The organism is Anaeromyxobacter paludicola (assembly GCF_023169965.1).
GTDB classification, from domain to species: Bacteria; Myxococcota; Myxococcia; order Myxococcales; family Anaeromyxobacteraceae; genus Anaeromyxobacter_B; species Anaeromyxobacter_B paludicola.
This window is the reverse complement of the sequence record NZ_AP025592.1, coordinates 2,842,856-2,860,344: the sequence shown is the minus strand read 5'-3', so window position 1 is coordinate 2,860,344 and position 17,489 is coordinate 2,842,856. Positions and strand designations below refer to the sequence as shown.

Here is a 17,489-nt window from a genome sequence, read left to right as displayed (position 1 = left end):
TTGCGGCCGGGCGCTACGCCGTGAGCACCAGCTTGCCGAAGGAGTCGTTCCGCTCCATCGCCTCGTGCGCCTCGCGCGCCCCGTCGAGCGGCAGCGCCCGGTCGAGCACCGGCCTCACCCGGCCCGCGCGGAGCAGCGGCAGGCCGTCGCGCGCGAACTCCTGGGTGGCGCGGATCTTCTCCTCGAGCGGCCGCGGCCGGAGCACCGTGCCGACCACGGTGGCCCGGCTCCGGAGCAGGAGGCCCAGGTCGAGCGTCCCCTTCACGCCGCCCATCGTGCCGATGCAGACGATCCGGCCGCCGGGGGCGAGCGCGGCCAGGTTCTCCGGCAGGTAGCTCGCGCCCACGAAGTCGAGGACGAGCGGCGCGCCCCTCCCGCCGGTGAGCCGCTTCACCTCGTCGGCGAACCGGGGCTCCTCGCGCCCCACCCGGATCCCGTGCGCGAGCCCGAGCGCGCCGGCCCGCTCGAGCTTCTCCGGCGAGCGGGAGGTGCCGAGCGCGACGGCGCCCGCGGCCTTCACGAGCTGGATCGCCGCGGTGGCGATCCCCGAGCCGGCGGCGTGGATCAGCACCGGCCAGCCGGGGCGCAGCCCGCCGAGCGTGAAGAGCGCGTCGTGCGAGGTGAGGAAGGCCTCGGGGATGGCCCCGGCCTCCTCCCAGGAGAGCCCCTCCGGCACCGGCAGGAGCATCCGCTCGTGCACCACCGCGAGCTCCGCCTGCGCCTCGCCGGCGGCGATGGCCATGACCCGGTCGCCCGGCTTCCAGGCGGTGACGCCGTCCCCGCACCGGACCACCTCGCCCGCGAGCTCGAGCCCGGGGATGTCGTCGCGCGTGCCGCGCGGGGGCGGGTAGAGCCCGCGCCGCTGCAGCAGGTCGGCGCGGTTCAGGGCGGCGGCGCGGACGCGCACCAGCACCTCGCCGCGAGCCGGCGCGGGGTCCTCCACCTCGCGCACCGCCACCACCTCCGGCCCGCCCTTGCCCGTGAACGTCACCGCTCTCATGTGATCCTCCTCACGCCGGGTGCGCCGAAGTGGCCGGTCGGGGCGCCGAAGGGGGCCTCGTACGCGGCGCCGGCCTCGTCGCGGGCGACCGTGGCGGCGCCCGGCGAGACGGCCGCCAGAGGATAGCGGTCCGGGCGCGGCGGCGCGAGCCGCTCGTCGTCCACCGGGCAGGCCCGCTCGGCGAAGGGGCCGGGGATCGCCTCCGGCGGCTCCACCGACACGGCGAGCCAGTACCCGTTGTAGCTCCCCTCCCACCAGAACCCGAGCGCGGCCGGGGCCACGGCGGCCGCCGCGGCGGCCTCGAGGAGCGCGGCGCGGAAGGCGCGGAAGGGGCGCGTGTCGTGGCGCGGGTCGGTCCCCGCCGGCACGAGCCCGCCGAAGGCGCGGCGGAGGTCCTCGAGGGCGAAGCGCAGGACGCGGGCGGGCACGCGCGGTCGTCTAACCGCCCGAGGCGGCCGCCGCCCTCGCGCGGGTGAGCGCCCGGGCCACCGCCCCGCGCAAGGCGGCCGGCTCGAACGGCTTCTCGATCCGCTGGTTCGGCGTCCGCTCGAGGAACTCGCGCGCCTGGGGCGTGAAGGCGCCGCCGGTGATGAACACCAGCGTCTCGGCCAGGGCCGGGCGCAGCTGCGAGAGCTGCGCGTGGAAGTCCATGCCGGTCATCTCCGGCATCATGAGGTCGCAGAGCACGAGGTCGAACGTGTCCCGCGCGAGCCGCTCGAGCGCGTCGCGCGGGCTCGTGAGCGCCACCACGTGGTGCCCCTCGAGGATGCGCCCGATGACGCGCCCCACCAGCGGGTCGTCGTCGAGCACCAGGATCCGGCCGCGCGGGGCGGCGGGGGCGGCGTCGCGCGCCGGGGCGGGCCCGGGCACGGCGGTCGCGGCCGGCAGCGCCACGCGGAAGAGGCTGCCGGCGCCCGGCACCGACTCGACGTCGATGCGCCCGCCGCAGGCCTTCACGATGCCGTGGCAGATGGCGAGGCCGAGCCCGGTCCCGCTGCCGACCGGCTTGGTGGTGAAGAACGGCTCGAAGATCCGGTTCCGGACCTCGGCCGTCATGCCGCAGCCCGAGTCCTGCACCTCGACCACCACCTCGCCCGAGGCGTCGGTCTGGGCGGAGACCCGCACCACGTTCTCGTCGGCGTGCCCCTCCGGGATCGACTGCGCCGCGTTGACGATCAGGTTCAGGAAGACCTGCCCGAGCCGGTGCTCGTCGCCGGCGACCGGCGGGACGTCGGCGATCTCGGTGGAGAGCCGGGCGCGGTGGCGCAGCTCGTTCTTGGCGAGGCTGATGGCGCCGCGCAGCACGCGCCGGACGTCGGCCGCGCCGGTGCCCTCGCCGTCGGCGCGGGAGAAGAGCTTCAGGTCGCGCACCACCTCGCGCACCCGGGTCGCGCCCTCCTCGGTCTCGCGGATCACCTGCAGGAACTGCTCGAGCTTGCCGTCGGGCTCGCCGGCGCCCGTCCGCAGCGCCGAGCGGAGGGCGCCGACCTCCTCGCGCATCCAGGAGAGGTTCCCGAGCACGTAGGCGAGCGGGTTGTTGATCTCGTGCGCCATGCCGGCGGCGAGCGTGCCCACCCCGGCCATGCGGGCCGCCTCCTCGGCCGCCTTCCGCTCCCGGAGGTCGTGGGCCGTGGCGACGCAGTAGTCCTGGTCGTCGAAGCGGACCAGGCTGGCGTGGATCTCCACTGGGATGGGCTCGCCGCCGGGCGGGGCGATCACCCCCTCGTAGGAGTGGCTGCCGGTGCCCTGCACGCGCGCGAAGGTGTCGCGCCACTGCTCGGGCGTCGAGCCCGGGAAGAGCTTCCACACCTGCTGCCCGATCACGCGCTGGCGCGGCAGCCCCAGGAACCGGCAGAGCGTCTCGTTGGCGTAGACCAGCCAGCCGTCCGCGGTGAAGCAGGTGGTCCAGTCGAGCGTCCGGTCCATGGACGCCCCGAGGAGCCGGAGCGAGCGCTCCGAGGCCGCGAGCGCCGCCGCGCCGCGCCGCCGCTCCTCCACCACGCTCGCGAGCACGAGGGAGGTGACGAGCGCCACCGCCAGGTAGACCTCGGCGGCGAGGCCCGACTCCGCCGCGCGCGCGCCGTGCGCGAAGGGGCCGTAGTCGTTCGCCGTGGCCCAGAGCATCACCAGGGCGGTGCCGAGCCCCACGGTGGTCGCGCCGCGCGGGCCGAAGCGGAGCGCCGCCCAGGTGGCGACCGGGAGGAGGAGGAACTCGTCGCGGAGGAGGCTCGGTCCCCAGGTGCCGAAGACGAGCCAGGAGCTCAGCGCGAAGGCGACGCCGAGGAGGGCGGCCTCGACCACGCGCCCGGGGGCGGGCCGGCCGGGGCTCGGCTGCGCCCAGGCGAGGACCAGCGGCGCCATCACCAGGATGCCGAGGCCGGTTCCCATCCAGAGCCCCGCCGCGCTCTCGAGGAACGGCAGGTCGCGCGTGGCGGCGAGGAGGGCCGCGGAGAGGACGCCGGAGAAGAGCGAGGCGAAGAACGGCGCCACCGCCAGGAGCACGAGCACGTGCCGCACCTTGCCGAGGTCGGGGCGGCCCGGGCAGAGCTGCAGCGCCAGGCTCGCGGCGACGAGCTCCTCGAGGGCGTTGGTGACGGCGAAGCCGAGCACCATCCCGGCCGGCTGTCCGTTCCAGGCGTTGAAGAGGCCCATCGCGACCGCCGCGGTCCCCAGCAGGACCGCCCAGCGGCGGCGCTCCGAGAGCAGCAGGGCGCCGACGGCGAGCCCTCCCGGCGGCCAGAAGGTGACGAAGCGGCTCGCGTCGCGGGTCAGGAGGTAGCTGCCGAAGGCGGTGCCCAGGGCGACGACGAAGAAGGCGAGGAGGAAGGCCCAGAACGGCGCGCCCGCCACGCCCGGCGGGGCGTGCGGCTCGGGGCGCGCCGGCGCTGCGATGGGGGTGGGAGCCTCGGCCATGGCGCGAGCGGCGGGGGCGCGGGCTGGCCTCCGTCGTCGGCTTCATTCTAGACTGCGCCGCCGTCCCCGTCGCCACCCCCCCGTACACGGGACCCGGCCCCCCGGATGACCCTCCTCTCCCGCCCCGGCGACCGCCGCGCCTTCGCCGCCCTCTCGGCCCTCGTCCTCGCGACCCGCCTGCCGGGGTTCGCCTTCGGGCTGCTCAACATCGACGAGTGCGACTTCACCATCCTGGCGCGGGCGATCGCCTCCGGGGCGCGGCTCTACGTGGACGTCGCCGACATCAAGCCGCCGCTCGCCTACCTGGCGTTCCTGCCCTCGGGGCTCGCCTACGCGATCTGGCCCATGCGGCTCGCCGGGGTGCTCCTGGTGCTCGCGACCGCCCTCCTCGCGCGCGCCGCGGCCCGCGCCTGGACGGGAGACGACCGGGCCGGCTGGTGCGCCGCCTTCGCGGCGGTGCTCGCCGGCATGGTCGAGCTCCCGTCCGTCTCGGCCGAGCTGGTTATGAACCTGCCGGCGGCGGCGGCGCTCCTCCTCTTCGTGCGCGCCCGGCGGGAGGGGCGGCCGGGGCTCGACCTCGCCGCCGGACTCTGCGTCGGCGCGGCGAGCTTAGTGAAGCACCAGGCGGCGGTGCTCGACCTCGGGCTCGGGCTCGCGCTCCTGTGGGAGGCCCGGGACCCGCGCGCGCGGCGCGGCGCGCTCCGCGGCTTCGGCCTGCTCGCGCTCGGCTCGGCGCTGCCCTGGCTCGCCACCTCGGCCTGGTTCGCGGCCCAGGGCCGCTTCGCGCCCTTCTACGACTGGGTCTTCGCCCGGAACTTCCTCTACGTGTCGCGCCTCGCCGGCGACGCCGCCCTGCCGCGCTTCGCCGCCTCCTTCGCCGAGTGCGTGCTCGGCGCGACCGGCCTGCTCTGGGCGCTCGCCGCGCTCGAGACGCGCCGCGCCCTCGCGCCCGATCCGATCCGCCGCGGGCTCGCGCTCACGCTGCTCCTCACCTGGCTCCCGGTGAGCGCCGGCGGCCGCTTCTACGAGCACTACTTCCTGCAGTTCGCGCCGCCCCTCGCGATCCTGGCGGCGCCCGGCCTGGCCGCGATCACCCGCGCCTGGGGCGGCCTCGGACGCTTCCGGCGCGCCGGGCTCGCGGCGCTGCTCGCGCTCCCCGTGCTCGGCACCACCGGCTACGCGGTGGCCCGCGGGCTCCTGCGCGACTACCCCGGCCAGGAGCCGCGCGCGAACGCGCTCGCCGCCTGGCTGCGCGAGAACACCGCCCCCACCGACCGGCTCTTCGTCTGGGGCCACTTCTCGCCCATCTACTACCTCTCGCAGCGGCTCCCCGGGACGCGCTACCTCACCTGCTCGGTGCACGAGGGGAACTTCGACCCCGGCCACCTGCCCGACGGCTTCGACGCCGCCGCGCACCGCTCGGAGCGCGACGTGCGGGCCACGCTCGAGGACCTGGAGGCGAACCGGCCGGCCCTCTTCGTGGACACCGGCCCGGCCGACATCCACCACTGGTCGCGCGTGCCGCTCGCCGCCTTCCCGGACCTGCGGGACTACCTGCTCGCGCACTACGCGCCGGTGGCGACGCCGGGCGGCGCGGTGGTCTACCGGCGGCTCCCGGAGCGCGGGCCCGAGGCTCAGGAGAAGAGCGCGCGGACCACCAGCACCGAGGCGGCGAACCCGGCGAGGTCGGCGAGCAGCGCCGCCGGCAGCGCCTGGCGGTAGCGGGTGATCCCGACCGCGCCCATGTAGACCGCGAGCACGTAGAAGGTGGTCTCGGTGGAGCCGGCCATCACCGAGGCGAGCCGGCCGGCGTAGGAGTCGGGCCCCTCGCTGCGGAGCACGTCGCCCACCACGCCGAGCGCGCCGCCGCCCGAGAGCGGTCGCACGAGGAGGAGCGGCAGCACCGGCGCCGGGATCCCGAGCCGGCCGGTGAGGGGACCGAGCGCGCGCGCCGCGAGGTCGAGCGCCCCCGAGGCACGCAGCATCCCGAGCGCCACCAGCACCGCCACGAGCGGCGGCATGATCCGGACCGCCGTCTCGAAGCCCTGCTTCGCCCCCTCGACGAAGGCCGGGTAGACCTTCACCTTCCGGGCGAGGGCGAAGAGCGGGATGCCTGCGACGAGGAGCGGCACCGCCCAGGCGCTCGCGAGCTCGAGGGCGTGCCTCAGCACGGCGACGCGCCTCCTCCCGCCCCGCCGGGCGGGGAGGGCGGGGGACGGTCGGCCGGGCCGCCTTGCGCGGGCGGCCCCGGGTAGAGCCGCCGGAGCCCCTTCGCCGCCGCCACCGCCACCACGATCGAGCAGGAGGTCGCGAGCAGCGTGGCGCCGATGATCTCCGCCGGCGCCCGCGATCCCGCCGCGGCCCGGAGCGCGATGACGGTGGCCGGCACGAGCTGCAACGAGGCGGTGTTCATGGCGCAGAAGAGCGCCTGGGCGTCGCTCGCCGGCCCCGGCGCGGGCTTGAGCTCCTCGAGCCGCCGCATCGCCTCGAGGCCGAACGGCGTGGCGGCGTTGCCGAGCCCGAGCAGGTTCGCGGAGAGGTTCATGAGCATGGCGCCCATCGCCGGGTGGTCCGGCGGCACCTCCGGGAAGAGCCGGCGGAGCAGGGGGCGGGCCGCCCGCGCGAGCAGGCCGACCAGGCCCGCCTCCTCGGCCACCTTCATGAGGCCGAGCCAGAGCGCCATCACGCCCGCGAGCCCGAGGGCGAGCGCGACCGCCTGCTGGGCCGACTGCACCACCGCCCCGGTGAGCGCCTCCATGCGCCCGTTCACGGCGGCGGCGGCCACCGAGACGGCGAAGAGCACGGCCAGGATGGCGCCCACGGCCCGATTCTCGCGTGGAAGGTCGGGGACGCGAGTTTTTGTTACAAGGTGGCCGGCATGAAGAAGCTGCTCGCCCCCCTCGCGCTCGCCGCCGCCCTCGCCGCCTGCCGCGGGCAGGACCGCGGCCCGGCCCCCGCGCCCGCCGCCGCCCAGAGCCCCGTGGCTCCTCCGGCGCCCTCACCCTCGCCGGGCGGGCAGGCGCCGAGCGGCGCCGGGGTCTCGGTGCTCCCTTCCGCTCCGGGCGGGCAGGGATCGAGCTCGAGCGGCGCCGGGGCTCCCTCGGTGCTCCCCTCCCCGCCGGGCGGGGAGGGCCAGGGAGGGGCGGCCAGACGGACCTCGACCCCTCCACCCGGCGGCCCCGCCACCATCCTGACCGTCCGCCGCCCCGCCGGCCCGGAGTGGTTCGGCCTCTACCTCGTCGGCAAGAAGGCCGGCTGGTCCACGCTCCAGGTCACCCGCGAGACGCGCGCCGGCGCCGACGTGCTCGTCTCGCGGGCCGAGACCGTCCTCGAGGCCACCGTGGGCGGCAAGCAGGTCCGCCGCTCGCAGAAGGACGAGAAGGTCTACGAGGCGCGCCCCGGCGGCCGGCTCCTCTCCTTCTCGAGCGCCCGCGAGGGCGACGGCGGCGCCCGCTCGCTCGAGGCCCGCTGCACCCCGACCACCTGCGAGGTGACCCTCTCGGCGCCCGGCGCCGCTCCCGAGCGCCGCAGCCTCCCCGCGCCCGGCGAGACCGCCGAGCAGGCCGACGCCGCGCGGCTCGCCGCGGCGACGCGCGGCACGGTCAAGGGGCCGCAGCTCGAGACCGAGCAGCTCCGCGTCCGCAAGATGGAGGACGTCTACCTGGGCCGGGAGCCGATCGCGGGCGCCGGCGTGCAGACCGAGGTCTCGGTGGTGCGCGAGCAGGAGGAGAGCGACCGGCTCCCGGCGCGCGTCTCGGTGACCCCCGACGGCCACATCGCCGAGATCCGCTACGGCGACTCGCTGGTCGCCCGGGCGGAGTCGCCCGAGGTGGCGAAGCGGCTCGACCAGGTGGACCTGTTCAACCTGGCGCGCGTGCCCCTGCCGCGCGACCTGCCGCGCACGGTGCCCGGCGCGATCCGCTACGAGCTCATGGGGCTCCCGCCCGGCTTCCGCCGCGAGACCGACGGTGGCCGCCAGGGCTACGCCGCCGGCCCGGGCGGCGCCACCGTGCTGACCGTCCGCGCGAGGCTGCCGCGCGCTGCCGACCCCGCGCGCGACCCGCCGCGCGCCGCCGGCCGTCAGGGCGAGCTGCTCGAGGCCACCCCCGAGATCGACTGGCAGGACCCGGCCCTCACCGCCCTCTCGAAGGAGGTGGTCGGGGACGCGCGCGGCACCTTCGCCGCCTCGACGCGGCTCGTGCACCACGTCTTCGGGCGGCTCGAGAAGGTCTACGGCGCGAGCCACGACCGGGCCACCGAGGTGCTCGCCGCCGGCAAGGGCGACTGCACCGAGCACGCGCTGCTCTTCCTCGCCCTGGCCCGCGCCGCCGGCGTCCCCGCCCGCGGCGTGCACGGCCTCGTCTACACCCGCTACGCCGACGGCGTCCCGGCGCTCTACTGGCACGCCTGGGCCGAGGTGAAGGCCGGCGACGAGTGGATCGCCGTGGACCCTACCTTCGACCAGCCGGTCGCCGACGCGACCCACGTCGCGCTCGGGCGCGGCACGCAGGTTGACACCGTGGGGCTGCTCGGGGCGCTCAAGGTGCTCTCGGCGGAGCCGGTCAGGTAGCGCTCGGCCCCGCCGCCGCCCGCGCGTCCGCCACCGCCTGCACGAAGGCCTCGGGCCGCGCCGGCGTGAGCACCACCGGGCCGCGGGTGGTCGAGAGCAGCACGTGCCCGTCCATGCGGGAGGCGTAGAGCCGGTAGGTCCCGAGCGAGCGGTGCCGGAACCGGCCGTAGCAGCCGAAGAGGCCGCCGACCCCGAACAGGCGGATCGAGCGCCGGAGCGCGCCGGGCTCGAGCCGGCGCGCCTCGCGGATCTCGGCGAGCGGCACGAGCACCGGCCCGGCGATCCAGCGGCGCACCCGGACGCCCTCGCGCCCGACGCCGAAGGCGCGCGGCGCGAAGCCGAAGCAGCCGAGCGCGGTGAGCGCCAGTGGCCCGAGGGAGGCCGCCAGCGCGACCGGGCGCGCCTCCGGGGGGAGCCGCGCCGCCGCGTCGAGCAGGAAGGCGGCGGCGCCGGCGAGGGCGGCGAGCACCAGGGCCGTCGTCGCCTTGATCTTCCAGTCCCAGGTCGCCTCGAAGGTCCGCTCGATGGGAGCACCCCGCTGGCCAGCGCGTTCCGTGAAGTATACTCGCCCACCCCACGCCCACGGAGGTGCCCATGCCCGGTCTCGACCACGTCGCCATCCTCGTCTCGGACCTCGACGCCGCCATCGAGCTCTACCGCGACGTCTACGGCCTCCCCCTCGCCGAGGTGGAGGAGGTCCTGAGCGAGAAGGTGAAGGTCGCGATCTTCGGCCACGGCGCCGGCCGGATCGAGCTCGTCGCGCCCGCCTCCCCCGACAGCCCGATGCACAAGGCGCTCGAGAAGCGGGGCGAGGGGCTGCACCACGTCTGCGTCGAGGTGCCCGACATCGAGCAGGCGATGGCGTCGCTCAGGGCCAAGGGGGCGCCGCTGCTGGACGAGAAGCCTCGCCCCGGCGCGGGTGGCGCGAAGGTGGCGTTCGTCCATCCCAAGGGCGGGCGCGGGGTGCTCGTCGAGCTGCGGCAGGGGCCCAAGACTCCTTGACTTGAGCGCGCGGCGCGTGCTTGAAAAGCCGGTTCTCACAGGGACGGGCGAGCGCCCGCCGTCCGCTCCACAGGAGTACCCATGAATCGGCTCCTCGTCGCACTCCTCGCGGCTCCCCTCCTCACCGGCGCCGCCGCGCCGCAGCCGTCGAAGGACCAGCCGGTCCCGGCGGAGAAGAAGGACGCCGCCGCGACCCCGCCCGCTGCGCCGGCCCTCACGCCCGAGCAGGACCGGGCCGTGAAGGAGGCCGTCACCCGCGAGCTCGAGAAGGCCAAGGCCGACCTCCGCGACGAGCTGCGCGCGGAGCTCCAGGGCGCCCAGTCGGCCCGCGAGTTCATGGACACCGCCGACGTGGCGAGCCGCCCCAAGCTCGACTTCCTCCAGATCCACGGGTACCTGCGCTTCCGGGCCGACCTCTTCGACCACCTCGACCTCGACCGCGATCCCGACCCGAACAACTACTGGGTCTACCCGCGCCCGGTCGTCGGCACCTACCAGGACCCGACCACCGGGGCCTGGGTGGTGAAGCACGGCACGCTCACCTCGGCCAACATGCGCCTGCGGCTCGAGCCGGTGCTGAACGTGTCCGAGCAGATCCGGGTGCTCTCGCAGGTCGACCTGCTCGACAACGTGATCCTCGGCTCGAACCCCTACTCGAGCGACTTCAGCCTCGGCACCTTCGGCACGAGCGGCACCACCCCGCCGCTCTACGGCGTGAACTCGGACCGCGCCTCGATCGCCGCCAAGCGCGCCTGGGGCGAGGTGCAGACCCCCGTCGGCCTCCTCAGCTTCGGCCGCATGCCGTCCTCCTGGGGCCTCGGCGTCCTCACCCACGCCGGCAACGGGATCGACGACGACTACGGCGACACGGTGGACCGGATCCAGTTCGCCATCCCGGTCCCGGGCACGCCGCTCGGCAACCTGACCGTCATCCCGATGTGGGACTACGTCGCCTCGGGCCTCAGCACCGCCGACGTGCGCACCACCGCGGGCATCGGCCAGGCGGTGGACCGCGACCAGGCCGACGACGTCCGGGCCATCGGCGTGAAGATCGTCCACGAGGACACCGAGGACGAGCTGCGCCGCAAGCTGGAGCAGGGCCAGTCGAGCGTGAACTACGGCCTCTTCTACAGCTACCGCACCCAGAGCTACGAGTTTCTCGGCGCCGGCAGCGCGGCGACCGCGAACACCAGCGCGCAGGCCTTCGCCACCACGCCCACCGTGGTCCAGCGCGGCGCCTATACCCACACCTTCGACCTCTGGACCCGCGTGCAGAAGGGCCGGCTCAAGGTGGAGGGCGAGGCGGTCGGCGTCTACGGCCAGATGGACAACGTCTCGAGCGACCCGGCGAACCCGCTCGGCCCGGTGCTCCTGCGCCAGTTCGGCGGCGTGGTCCGCGCGAGCTACGGCCTCCTGGACGGCAAGCTCACGCTCTCCGGCGAGTGGGGCATCGCCAGCGGCGACTCGAACCCCGGCATGGGCAACGTCTACGGCCGCAGCGCCGACGGCAAGACCTACGGCGTCCTCATGGGGCAGCAGTACGCCGCCGGCGACAAGGTGCTCGACATCCGCAGCTTCGGGTTCAACCCGGCCTACCGGGTGGACATGATCTTCTGGCGCGAGATCATGAAGGAGGTCACCGAGGCCTGGTACCTCAAGCCGACCATCCGCTGGGAGATGCTGCCGGGGCTCGCCGGCACCTTCTCGGTCATCTACTCGCAGGCGCTGAACGGCGAGTCCACCCCGTCGTCCACCGGCCCGGGCACCGGGAAGACGCCGCTCGGGATCGAGGGCGACCTCGGCCTCTCCTACACCTCGGACGACGGCTTCATGGCCTGGCTCAACTACGGCCTCTTCCAGCCGCTCGACGGCATGGACTTCGCGCCGGAGCTGCAGGCGAGCCACCCGAGCCTCTCGCGCGCCCACGCCATCCGCGCCGGGCTCGCGGTCCGGTTCTAGACGGGGCCGCGCCCCCTCCCTGACCCTCCCCCGCTCCGCGGGAGAGGGGAAGAGGTTTGCCGCGGCACACGGCGCGGGCACCGCGTGGCGCTCCCTCCCCGCTCGGGCGGGGAGGGCGGGGGAGGGGCGGCCAGCGGCGACCGGCTGACGGCCGTCTCAGCCCACCACCGTCCGCACCCGGAACTCCGGCTGGCGCTGGATGGCCTTCTTCACCTTGCACTGATCCGCGACCCGGACCAGCGCCTCCCGGTACTTCTCGGGGAAGGTCTCCGGCACCACCACGTCGAGGTCCACCCCGAGCAGCGCGCCCGTCTCCGGGTCGTGGTGCGCCCGCTGCGCCACCCGGATGCCGTCGGTGGGGAGCCCGCGCTGCTGGCAGAACCCGAGCACGAAGATGCCGGCGCAGGTCCCGAGCGAGGCCAGGAAGAGCTCGTAGGGCGTGGGGGCCGACCCCGCGCCGCCGGCCGCCGCGGGCTGGTCGGTCCGGATGACGTGGTCCCCGAGCCGCGCGTCCACGCGCTTGCCTCCGGGGAAGGTGACGAGGAGCTCGGTGGTGCCGGCCATGTGGGTCTCCGGGTGAAGGGGAGAGGGCGCCGCGGCGCCGCTCTCCGGGTGAGAGCCGCGGGCCGCCCGGGCGGTTCGGGGCGGCTCCCCGGGCCCCGCCGGCTGTGGTAGCGTCCCGCCCCCTCCATGAACGCGAAGACCAAGGCGAAGCCCATCTCCCGCGCCGCCCTCTCGGGCGAGGCCGATCCCCGCCTCGTGGCGCTCTCGGTGTCCATCCAGGACGACGGCGCCCTCTACGAGGAGGACATCCGCGGCAGCCAGGCCCACGTCTCCATGCTGGCGGCCCAGGGCATCGTCCCCAAGGCGGCGGCCCGCCGGATCGTGGCCGCGCTCGACCAGGTCTGCGACGAGTTCGCCGCCGGGAAGATCGCCTTCGACCCGTCGCTGGAGGACGTCCACACCCACGTGGAGCGGCGCCTCGGCGAGCTCGTCGGCAAGGACGCCGGCTACCTCCACGCCGGCCGCAGCCGCAACGACCAGGTGGCGCTCGACGAGCGGCTCTTCATCGTGCGCGGCTGCGATCGCTGCGACGGCGCCCTCGTCCGGCTCATGCAGGCGCTCCTCGCCCAGGCGAAGGCCCACGAGAAGACGCTCCTGCCCGGCTACACCCACCTCCAGCGGGCCCAGCCGGTGTCGCTCGCCCACCACCTGCTCGCCTACGTGGAGATGCTGGGGCGCGATCGCGAGCGCTTCGCCGAGGTGCGCCGCCGCGCCGCGGTGTCGCCGCTCGGCTCGGGCGCGCTCGCCGGGACCACGCTCCCGCTCGACCGCGAGCGCACCGCCCGCGCCCTGGGGCTCGCCGGCGTCACCCAGAACTCGCTCGACGCCGTCTCCGACCGCGACAGCGCCATCGAGCTCTCCTTCGCCTGCGCCCTCGCCTCGGTCCACCTCTCCCGCCTCGGCGAGGAGGTCGTGCTCTGGACCACGCGCGAGTTCGGCTTCATGACGCTCGACGACGCCTTCGCCACCGGCAGCTCGCTCATGCCGCAGAAGAAGAACTCCGACGTGGCGGAGCTCTCGCGCGGCCGCGCCGCCCGCGCCATCGGCGACCTCGTGTCGCTGCTCGCGATGGTGAAGAACCTGCCGCTCGCCTACAACCGCGACCTGCAGGAGGACAAGCGCCCCCTCCTCGACGGGCCGCGCGCGCTGGTGCTGACCCTCGACGCCCTCGCCGGCGCCGTCGAGACCGCCACCTTCCACGCCGAGGTGATGCGCGCCGCGCTCGGCGACGGCGAGGCGCTCGCCACCGACGCGGCCGAGTACCTGGTGGAGAAGGGCGTGCCGTTCCGCGAGGCGCACGAGGCGGTCGGCAAGGCCGCCGCGTTCTCCACGCGCGCGGGGCGCCCCCTGGCCCGCCTCACCGCCGCCGAGTGGGCGAGCTTCCACCCCCGCTTCGGCGCCGACGTGCTCCGCCGCTTCGACCCCGCCGAGAGCCTGCGCCGCCGCGAGCTCCCGGGCGCACCGGGGCCGAAGCAGGTGAAGGCCCAGCTCGCGCGCTGGAGCAAGGCGCTCCGGGGCGGCCGGTGAGCGCGGCCCGGGCCACCCTGCTGCCCCTCCTGCTCCTCTCCCTCGCCTGCGGCGTGAAGGGCTACCCGCGCCCGCCGCGCCCCCAGGCCGAACGGCCGCCCGCGCCCGCCGCCACCCCGGCGCCCACCCCCACGCCGACCCCCAGCGCCGCCCCCGACGGCGGCGCCCCGGAGCCCCGATGAACCACTTCCAGCTCAAGGACGGCGTCCTCCACGCCGACGAGATCCCGCTGCCGCGGCTCGCGGAGGCGTACGGCACGCCGCTCTTCGTCTACTCGACGGCGACGCTGAAGCGGCACTGGAAGGTGCTCGACCGCTCGCTCAAGGGGCTGAAGCACCTCGTCTGCTACGCCATCAAGGCCAACTCGAACCTCGCCATCCTCCGCACCTTCGCCGAGCTCGGCTCCGGGTTCGACATCGTCTCCGGCGGCGAGCTCTACCGCGTGCTGCAGGCCGGCGGGCAGGCGAAGAAGGTCGTCTACAGCGGCGTGGGCAAGCGCGACGACGAGATCGCCTTCGCCCTCGAGGCCGGCGTGAAGGTGCTCGACGTCGAGAGCGCCGCCGAGCTCGCCCGGGTCTCGATCGTCGCGCGCCGCCTCGGCAAGAGGGCCCCCATCGCCCTGCGCGTCAACCCGGCGGTGGACCCGAAGACGCACCCGTACATCGCCACCGGCCTCAAGGAGTCGAAGTTCGGCGTCTCCATGGAGGACGCGCTCCGGCTCTACACCCTCGCCGCCAGGGACCCGGCCCTCGAGGTGAAGGGCGTGGCGCTCCACATCGGCTCGCAGATCACCGAGACCGGGCCGTTCACCGAGGCCATCCGGCGCACCCTCGAGCTCGTCGGCGCGCTGCGCGGGCAGGGGATCCGGATCGGCCACTTCGACGTCGGCGGCGGCCTCGGCATCCAGTACCGGGACGAGGCGCCGCCCCACCCGGACGAGTACGGCGCGGCGGTGAAGCAGGCGCTCGCGTCGTTCGACGGCGAGGTGCTGCTCGAGCCGGGCCGGGTGCTCGTCGGCAACGCCGGCGTCCTCGTCACGCAGGTGCTCTACACGAAGCGGAACGGCCGCCGGAACTTCGTGGTGGTGGACGCCGCCATGACCGACCTCGTGCGCCCCGCCTTCTACGGCGCTCACCACGAGATCGAGCCGGTGGTCCCGGTGGAGGACGCGAAGCCGGTGGTGGCCGACGTGGTCGGGCCGGTCTGCGAGTCCTCCGACTTCCTCGGGAAGAAGCGGGCGCTCCCGCCGCTCGAGCCGGGCGACCTGCTCTGCGTCCGCTCGGCCGGCGCCTACGGCTTCGCCATGTCGTCCAATTACAACACCCGCACCCGCGCCGCGGAGGTGCTGGTGGAGGGCGACGAGGCGCTGCTCGCCCGGCGCCGCGAGACGCTCCAGGATCTCGTCCGCGGCGAGTCTCCCAGCCCCCGCCCGCGCCGGTTCACGAAGCGCGCGGTTCGGGTAGAGTCGCAGTCCAGGGCCCCCAGGCGGAGGAAGGCATGAGATTCGAAGGTTCGATGGTGGCGATCGTCACCCCCATGCGGGATGGGGCGGTCGACCTGCGCGCGCTGAAGGAGCTCACGGCCTGGCACCTCGCCGAGGGCACCGAAGGCATCGTCCCCTGCGGCACCACCGGCGAGGGCGCCACCCTCACCGCGGCGGAGCGCGCCGAGGTGGTGAAGGCGGTCCTCGAGGTGGCGAAGGGGAAGGCGGCGGTCATCGCCGGCGCCGGCTCCAACTCCACCCGCGAGGCGATCGCCGGCGTGCAGGCGGCGAAGGAGCTCGGCGCCGACGGCGCCCTGGTGGTCACGCCCTACTACAACAAGCCCACGCAGGAGGGGCTCTACCGGCACTACCTCGCCATCCACGAGGCGGCGCGCTTCCCGGTGGTGGCCTACAACGTGCCGTCGCGCACCTCGGTGGACCTCCTCCCCGACACGGTGGCGCGGCTCGTCGCGGCCGGCGCCATCTGCGGCATCAAGGAGGCGACCGCCTCCATGGACCGGCAGGTGCAGCTGGTGGAGCGGTGCGGGAAGGACGCCATCGCCTACCTCTCCGGCGACGACTTCACCGCCGTCCCGTTCCTCGCCTGCGGCGGCCACGGCGTCATCTCGGTGGTGGCCAACATCATCCCGCGCCAGTTCGCGAGCATGCTCGCCGCCGCGCGCGCCGGCCGCTTCGAGGAGGCCTTCGCGGCGCAGGTCCGGATGGCGGCGCTCAACCGCGCCATGTTCGTCGAGACGAGCCCCGGTCCGGTGAAGGCCGCGGTCGCCCTCATGGGCAAGTGCGGCCCCGAGCTGCGGCTGCCGCTGGCGCCCGTCTCCGAGAAGAGCCTCGCCGCCGTCCGCGAGGCGATGGTCCAGTACGGGGTGCCGCTCGCATGATCGACGTCGTCGTCACCGGCGCGGCCGGCCGCATGGGGACCACGCTCGTCCGCTGCCTCCAGGGCGCGGAGGGGCTCCGGCTCGCCGCCGGCGTGGAGCGGCCGGGGCAGGCCCGCTTCGAGGACGCGGGGGAGCTCGCCGGGCTCGGCCGGCTCGGCGTCCCGGTCAAGGACTCGCTCGCCGCGGCGCTCGACGGGCTCGCCCGGCCGGTGGTCATCGACTTCACGAGCCACGAGGCCTCCGCCGCCCACGCCGAGCTCTGCGCGGCGCGCGGGGCGGGGCTCGTCATCGGCTCGACCGGCTTCACCCCCGAGACGAAGGCCCGGGTGCAGGCGGCCGCGGCCCGGATCCCGGTGGTGCTCTCGCCCAACATGAGCGTGGGCGTGAACGCGGTCTTCGCGCTGGTGCGCGAGGCGGCCCGGATCCTCGGCGACGGCTACGACGTCGAGGTGCTCGAGATGCACCACAACCGGAAGAAGGACGCGCCCTCCGGCACCGCGCTCCGGCTCGCCGAGGTGGCGGCCGAGGCGCTCTCGCGCGATCCCCGGCAGGACCTGGTCTACGCGCGCCACGGCCTCGTGGGCGAGCGGACGAAGCGCGAGATCGGCGTGCAGACGCTCCGCGGCGGCGACGTGGTGGGCGAGCACACCGTCTTCTTCGTGGGCGAGGGCGAGCGGATCGAGATCTCGCACCGCGCCACCTCGCGCGACCAGTTCGCCCGCGGCGCCGTGCGCGCGGCGGCCTGGGTCGCGGGGCGGCCGCCCGGGCTCTACGACATGTTCGACGTGCTGGGGCTGCGGAGCGGCCGATGAGGACCTGCCGGTTCCGGCGCGCCGGCCGCGAGCGGTACGGCGTGATCGAGGGGCTCGAGGTGCGGCCCCTCTCCGCCGAGCCCTGGGCCGGCGGCCTCCCGGAGGGCCCCGCGCTGGCGCTCTCCGAGGTGCGGCTCCTCGCGCCGGCGCTCCCGCAGAAGGTGGTCTGCGTGGGCCGGAACTACGCCGCGCACGCGAAGGAGCTCGGCAACGAGGTGCCGAAGGAGCCGCTGGTCTTCATGAAGCCGGCCACGGCGGTCGTCGGGCCGGGCGAGCCGATCCGGATCCCGGAGGTCTCCTCCGACGTGCAGCACGAGGCGGAGCTGGCGGTGGTGATGGGCCGCCCGCTCACGCGCGCCGCCACCGCCGCCGAGGCCCGCGCCGCGGTCTTCGGCTACACCTGCCTGAACGACGTCACCGCGCGCGACATCCAGCGCGCCGAGGCCCACTTCACCCGCGCCAAGGGCTACGACACCTTCTGCCCGCTCGGCCCGGTCATCGAGACCGACCTCGACCCGCTCGACACCACCGTGGTCTGCCGCGTGAACGGCGACGAGCGGCAGCGCGGGTCCACCCGCGACATGATCGTGGACCCGTTCGCGCTCCTGGTCTTCATCTCGCGCATCATGACGCTCCTGCCCGGCGACGTGGTCGCGACCGGCACGCCGGCCGGCGTGTCGCGGATGGTGCGGGGCGACTGGGTGGAGGTGGAGGTGGGCGGGGTGGGCGTGCTGAAGAACCCGGTCACCTGAGGGGGCGG

At 75.3% G+C, this 17,489-nt stretch carries 17 protein-coding genes; 10 read left to right on the top strand and 7 right to left on the bottom strand.

Features of this window, described 5'->3' with window-relative positions:
- Positions 1–13 precede the first annotated feature (13 nt).
- Genes AMPC_RS12985 through AMPC_RS12975 form a run of 3 tightly spaced genes read right to left on the bottom strand, consistent with a single transcriptional unit; the run spans position 14 to position 3,913 of the window.
- A complete protein-coding gene (locus tag AMPC_RS12985; RefSeq protein WP_248341563.1) occupies positions 14–1,000 on the bottom strand; it encodes an NAD(P)H-quinone oxidoreductase in 987 nt (328 codons plus the stop codon).
- Positions 997–1,428, bottom strand: coding sequence for a hypothetical protein (locus tag AMPC_RS12980; protein WP_248341562.1), 432 nt, complete (start codon positions 1,426–1,428; stop codon positions 997–999). The genes AMPC_RS12985 and AMPC_RS12980 overlap by 4 nt, the downstream gene beginning before the upstream one ends.
- Before the next feature lie 10 nt (positions 1,429–1,438).
- Entirely contained in the window at positions 1,439–3,913 is a 2,475-nt protein-coding gene (locus tag AMPC_RS12975; RefSeq protein ID WP_248341561.1) for an MASE1 domain-containing protein, read from the bottom strand.
- A 105-nt stretch (positions 3,914–4,018) separates the two neighbouring features.
- Between AMPC_RS12975 and AMPC_RS12970 the strand changes: the two genes are divergently transcribed.
- The gene (locus AMPC_RS12970; protein ID WP_248341560.1) at positions 4,019–5,635 is read left to right on the top strand and encodes a glycosyltransferase family 39 protein; all 1,617 of its coding nucleotides are present in this window, start codon (positions 4,019–4,021) and stop codon (positions 5,633–5,635) included.
- Here AMPC_RS12970 and AMPC_RS12965 read toward each other — a convergent pair.
- Both AMPC_RS12965 and AMPC_RS12960 read right to left on the bottom strand, forming a co-directional pair.
- Positions 5,548–6,084, bottom strand: coding sequence for a spore maturation protein (locus AMPC_RS12965; protein ID WP_248341559.1), 537 nt, complete (start codon positions 6,082–6,084; stop codon positions 5,548–5,550). The genes AMPC_RS12970 and AMPC_RS12965 overlap by 88 nt on opposite strands.
- Entirely contained in the window at positions 6,078–6,734 is a 657-nt protein-coding gene (locus tag AMPC_RS12960) for a nucleoside recognition domain-containing protein (RefSeq protein ID WP_248341558.1), read from the bottom strand. The genes AMPC_RS12965 and AMPC_RS12960 overlap by 7 nt, the downstream gene beginning before the upstream one ends.
- A gap of 57 nt (positions 6,735–6,791) precedes the next feature.
- Here AMPC_RS12960 and AMPC_RS12955 point away from each other — a divergent pair, with 57 nt between their 5' ends.
- A complete protein-coding gene (locus AMPC_RS12955; protein WP_248341557.1) occupies positions 6,792–8,483 on the top strand; it encodes a transglutaminase-like domain-containing protein in 1,692 nt (563 codons plus the stop codon).
- On the opposite strand, the gene AMPC_RS12950 is transcribed toward AMPC_RS12955, so the two are convergent.
- The gene (locus AMPC_RS12950) at positions 8,476–8,952 is read right to left on the bottom strand and encodes a PH domain-containing protein (protein WP_248341556.1); all 477 of its coding nucleotides are present in this window, start codon (positions 8,950–8,952) and stop codon (positions 8,476–8,478) included. The two genes, AMPC_RS12955 and AMPC_RS12950, sit on opposite strands and share 8 nt — an antisense overlap.
- Before the next feature lie 125 nt (positions 8,953–9,077).
- On the opposite strand from AMPC_RS12950, the gene mce reads away from it, so the two are divergent.
- Together mce and AMPC_RS12940 are read left to right on the top strand one after the other, a co-directional pair.
- Positions 9,078–9,485, top strand: coding sequence for a methylmalonyl-CoA epimerase (mce, locus tag AMPC_RS12945; RefSeq protein ID WP_248341555.1), 408 nt, complete (start codon positions 9,078–9,080; stop codon positions 9,483–9,485).
- 81 nt (positions 9,486–9,566) lie between these two features.
- On the top strand, positions 9,567–11,444 hold the full coding sequence (locus AMPC_RS12940) for a TIGR04551 family protein (RefSeq protein WP_248341554.1): 1,878 nt from the start codon (positions 9,567–9,569) through the stop codon (positions 11,442–11,444).
- Between the two features lie 156 nt (positions 11,445–11,600).
- Here AMPC_RS12940 and AMPC_RS12935 read toward each other — a convergent pair whose 3' ends face one another.
- Positions 11,601–12,008: an OsmC family protein gene (locus tag AMPC_RS12935; protein ID WP_248341553.1), complete on the bottom strand. Its 408-nt coding sequence runs from the start codon at positions 12,006–12,008 to the stop codon at positions 11,601–11,603.
- A 126-nt stretch (positions 12,009–12,134) separates the two neighbouring features.
- Here AMPC_RS12935 and argH point away from each other — a divergent pair, with 126 nt between their 5' ends.
- The 6 genes from argH to AMPC_RS12905 are packed head-to-tail and all read left to right on the top strand — an operon-like array spanning position 12,135 to position 17,481.
- The gene (gene argH, locus AMPC_RS12930) at positions 12,135–13,535 is read left to right on the top strand and encodes an argininosuccinate lyase (RefSeq protein WP_248341552.1); all 1,401 of its coding nucleotides are present in this window, start codon (positions 12,135–12,137) and stop codon (positions 13,533–13,535) included.
- Positions 13,532–13,717, top strand: a complete 186-nt coding sequence (locus AMPC_RS12925; protein WP_248341551.1) for a hypothetical protein — start codon at positions 13,532–13,534, stop codon at positions 13,715–13,717. Before argH ends, AMPC_RS12925 begins: the two co-directional genes overlap by 4 nt.
- Complete coding sequence (gene lysA / locus AMPC_RS12920; protein ID WP_248341550.1) at positions 13,714–15,036, top strand: diaminopimelate decarboxylase; 1,323 nt, start codon at positions 13,714–13,716, stop codon at positions 15,034–15,036. The genes AMPC_RS12925 and lysA overlap by 4 nt, the downstream gene beginning before the upstream one ends.
- Positions 15,033–15,917, top strand: coding sequence for a 4-hydroxy-tetrahydrodipicolinate synthase (gene dapA / locus AMPC_RS12915; RefSeq protein WP_248341549.1), 885 nt, complete (start codon positions 15,033–15,035; stop codon positions 15,915–15,917). The genes lysA and dapA overlap by 4 nt, the downstream gene beginning before the upstream one ends.
- Positions 15,914–16,729 (top strand): 4-hydroxy-tetrahydrodipicolinate reductase, encoded by an 816-nt coding sequence (gene dapB / locus AMPC_RS12910; protein ID WP_248341548.1) that lies wholly within the window; start codon positions 15,914–15,916, stop codon positions 16,727–16,729. The genes dapA and dapB overlap by 4 nt, the downstream gene beginning before the upstream one ends.
- Positions 16,726–17,481: a fumarylacetoacetate hydrolase family protein gene (locus AMPC_RS12905; RefSeq protein WP_248341547.1), complete on the top strand. Its 756-nt coding sequence runs from the start codon at positions 16,726–16,728 to the stop codon at positions 17,479–17,481. The genes dapB and AMPC_RS12905 overlap by 4 nt, the downstream gene beginning before the upstream one ends.
- Positions 17,482–17,489 lie beyond the last annotated feature (8 nt).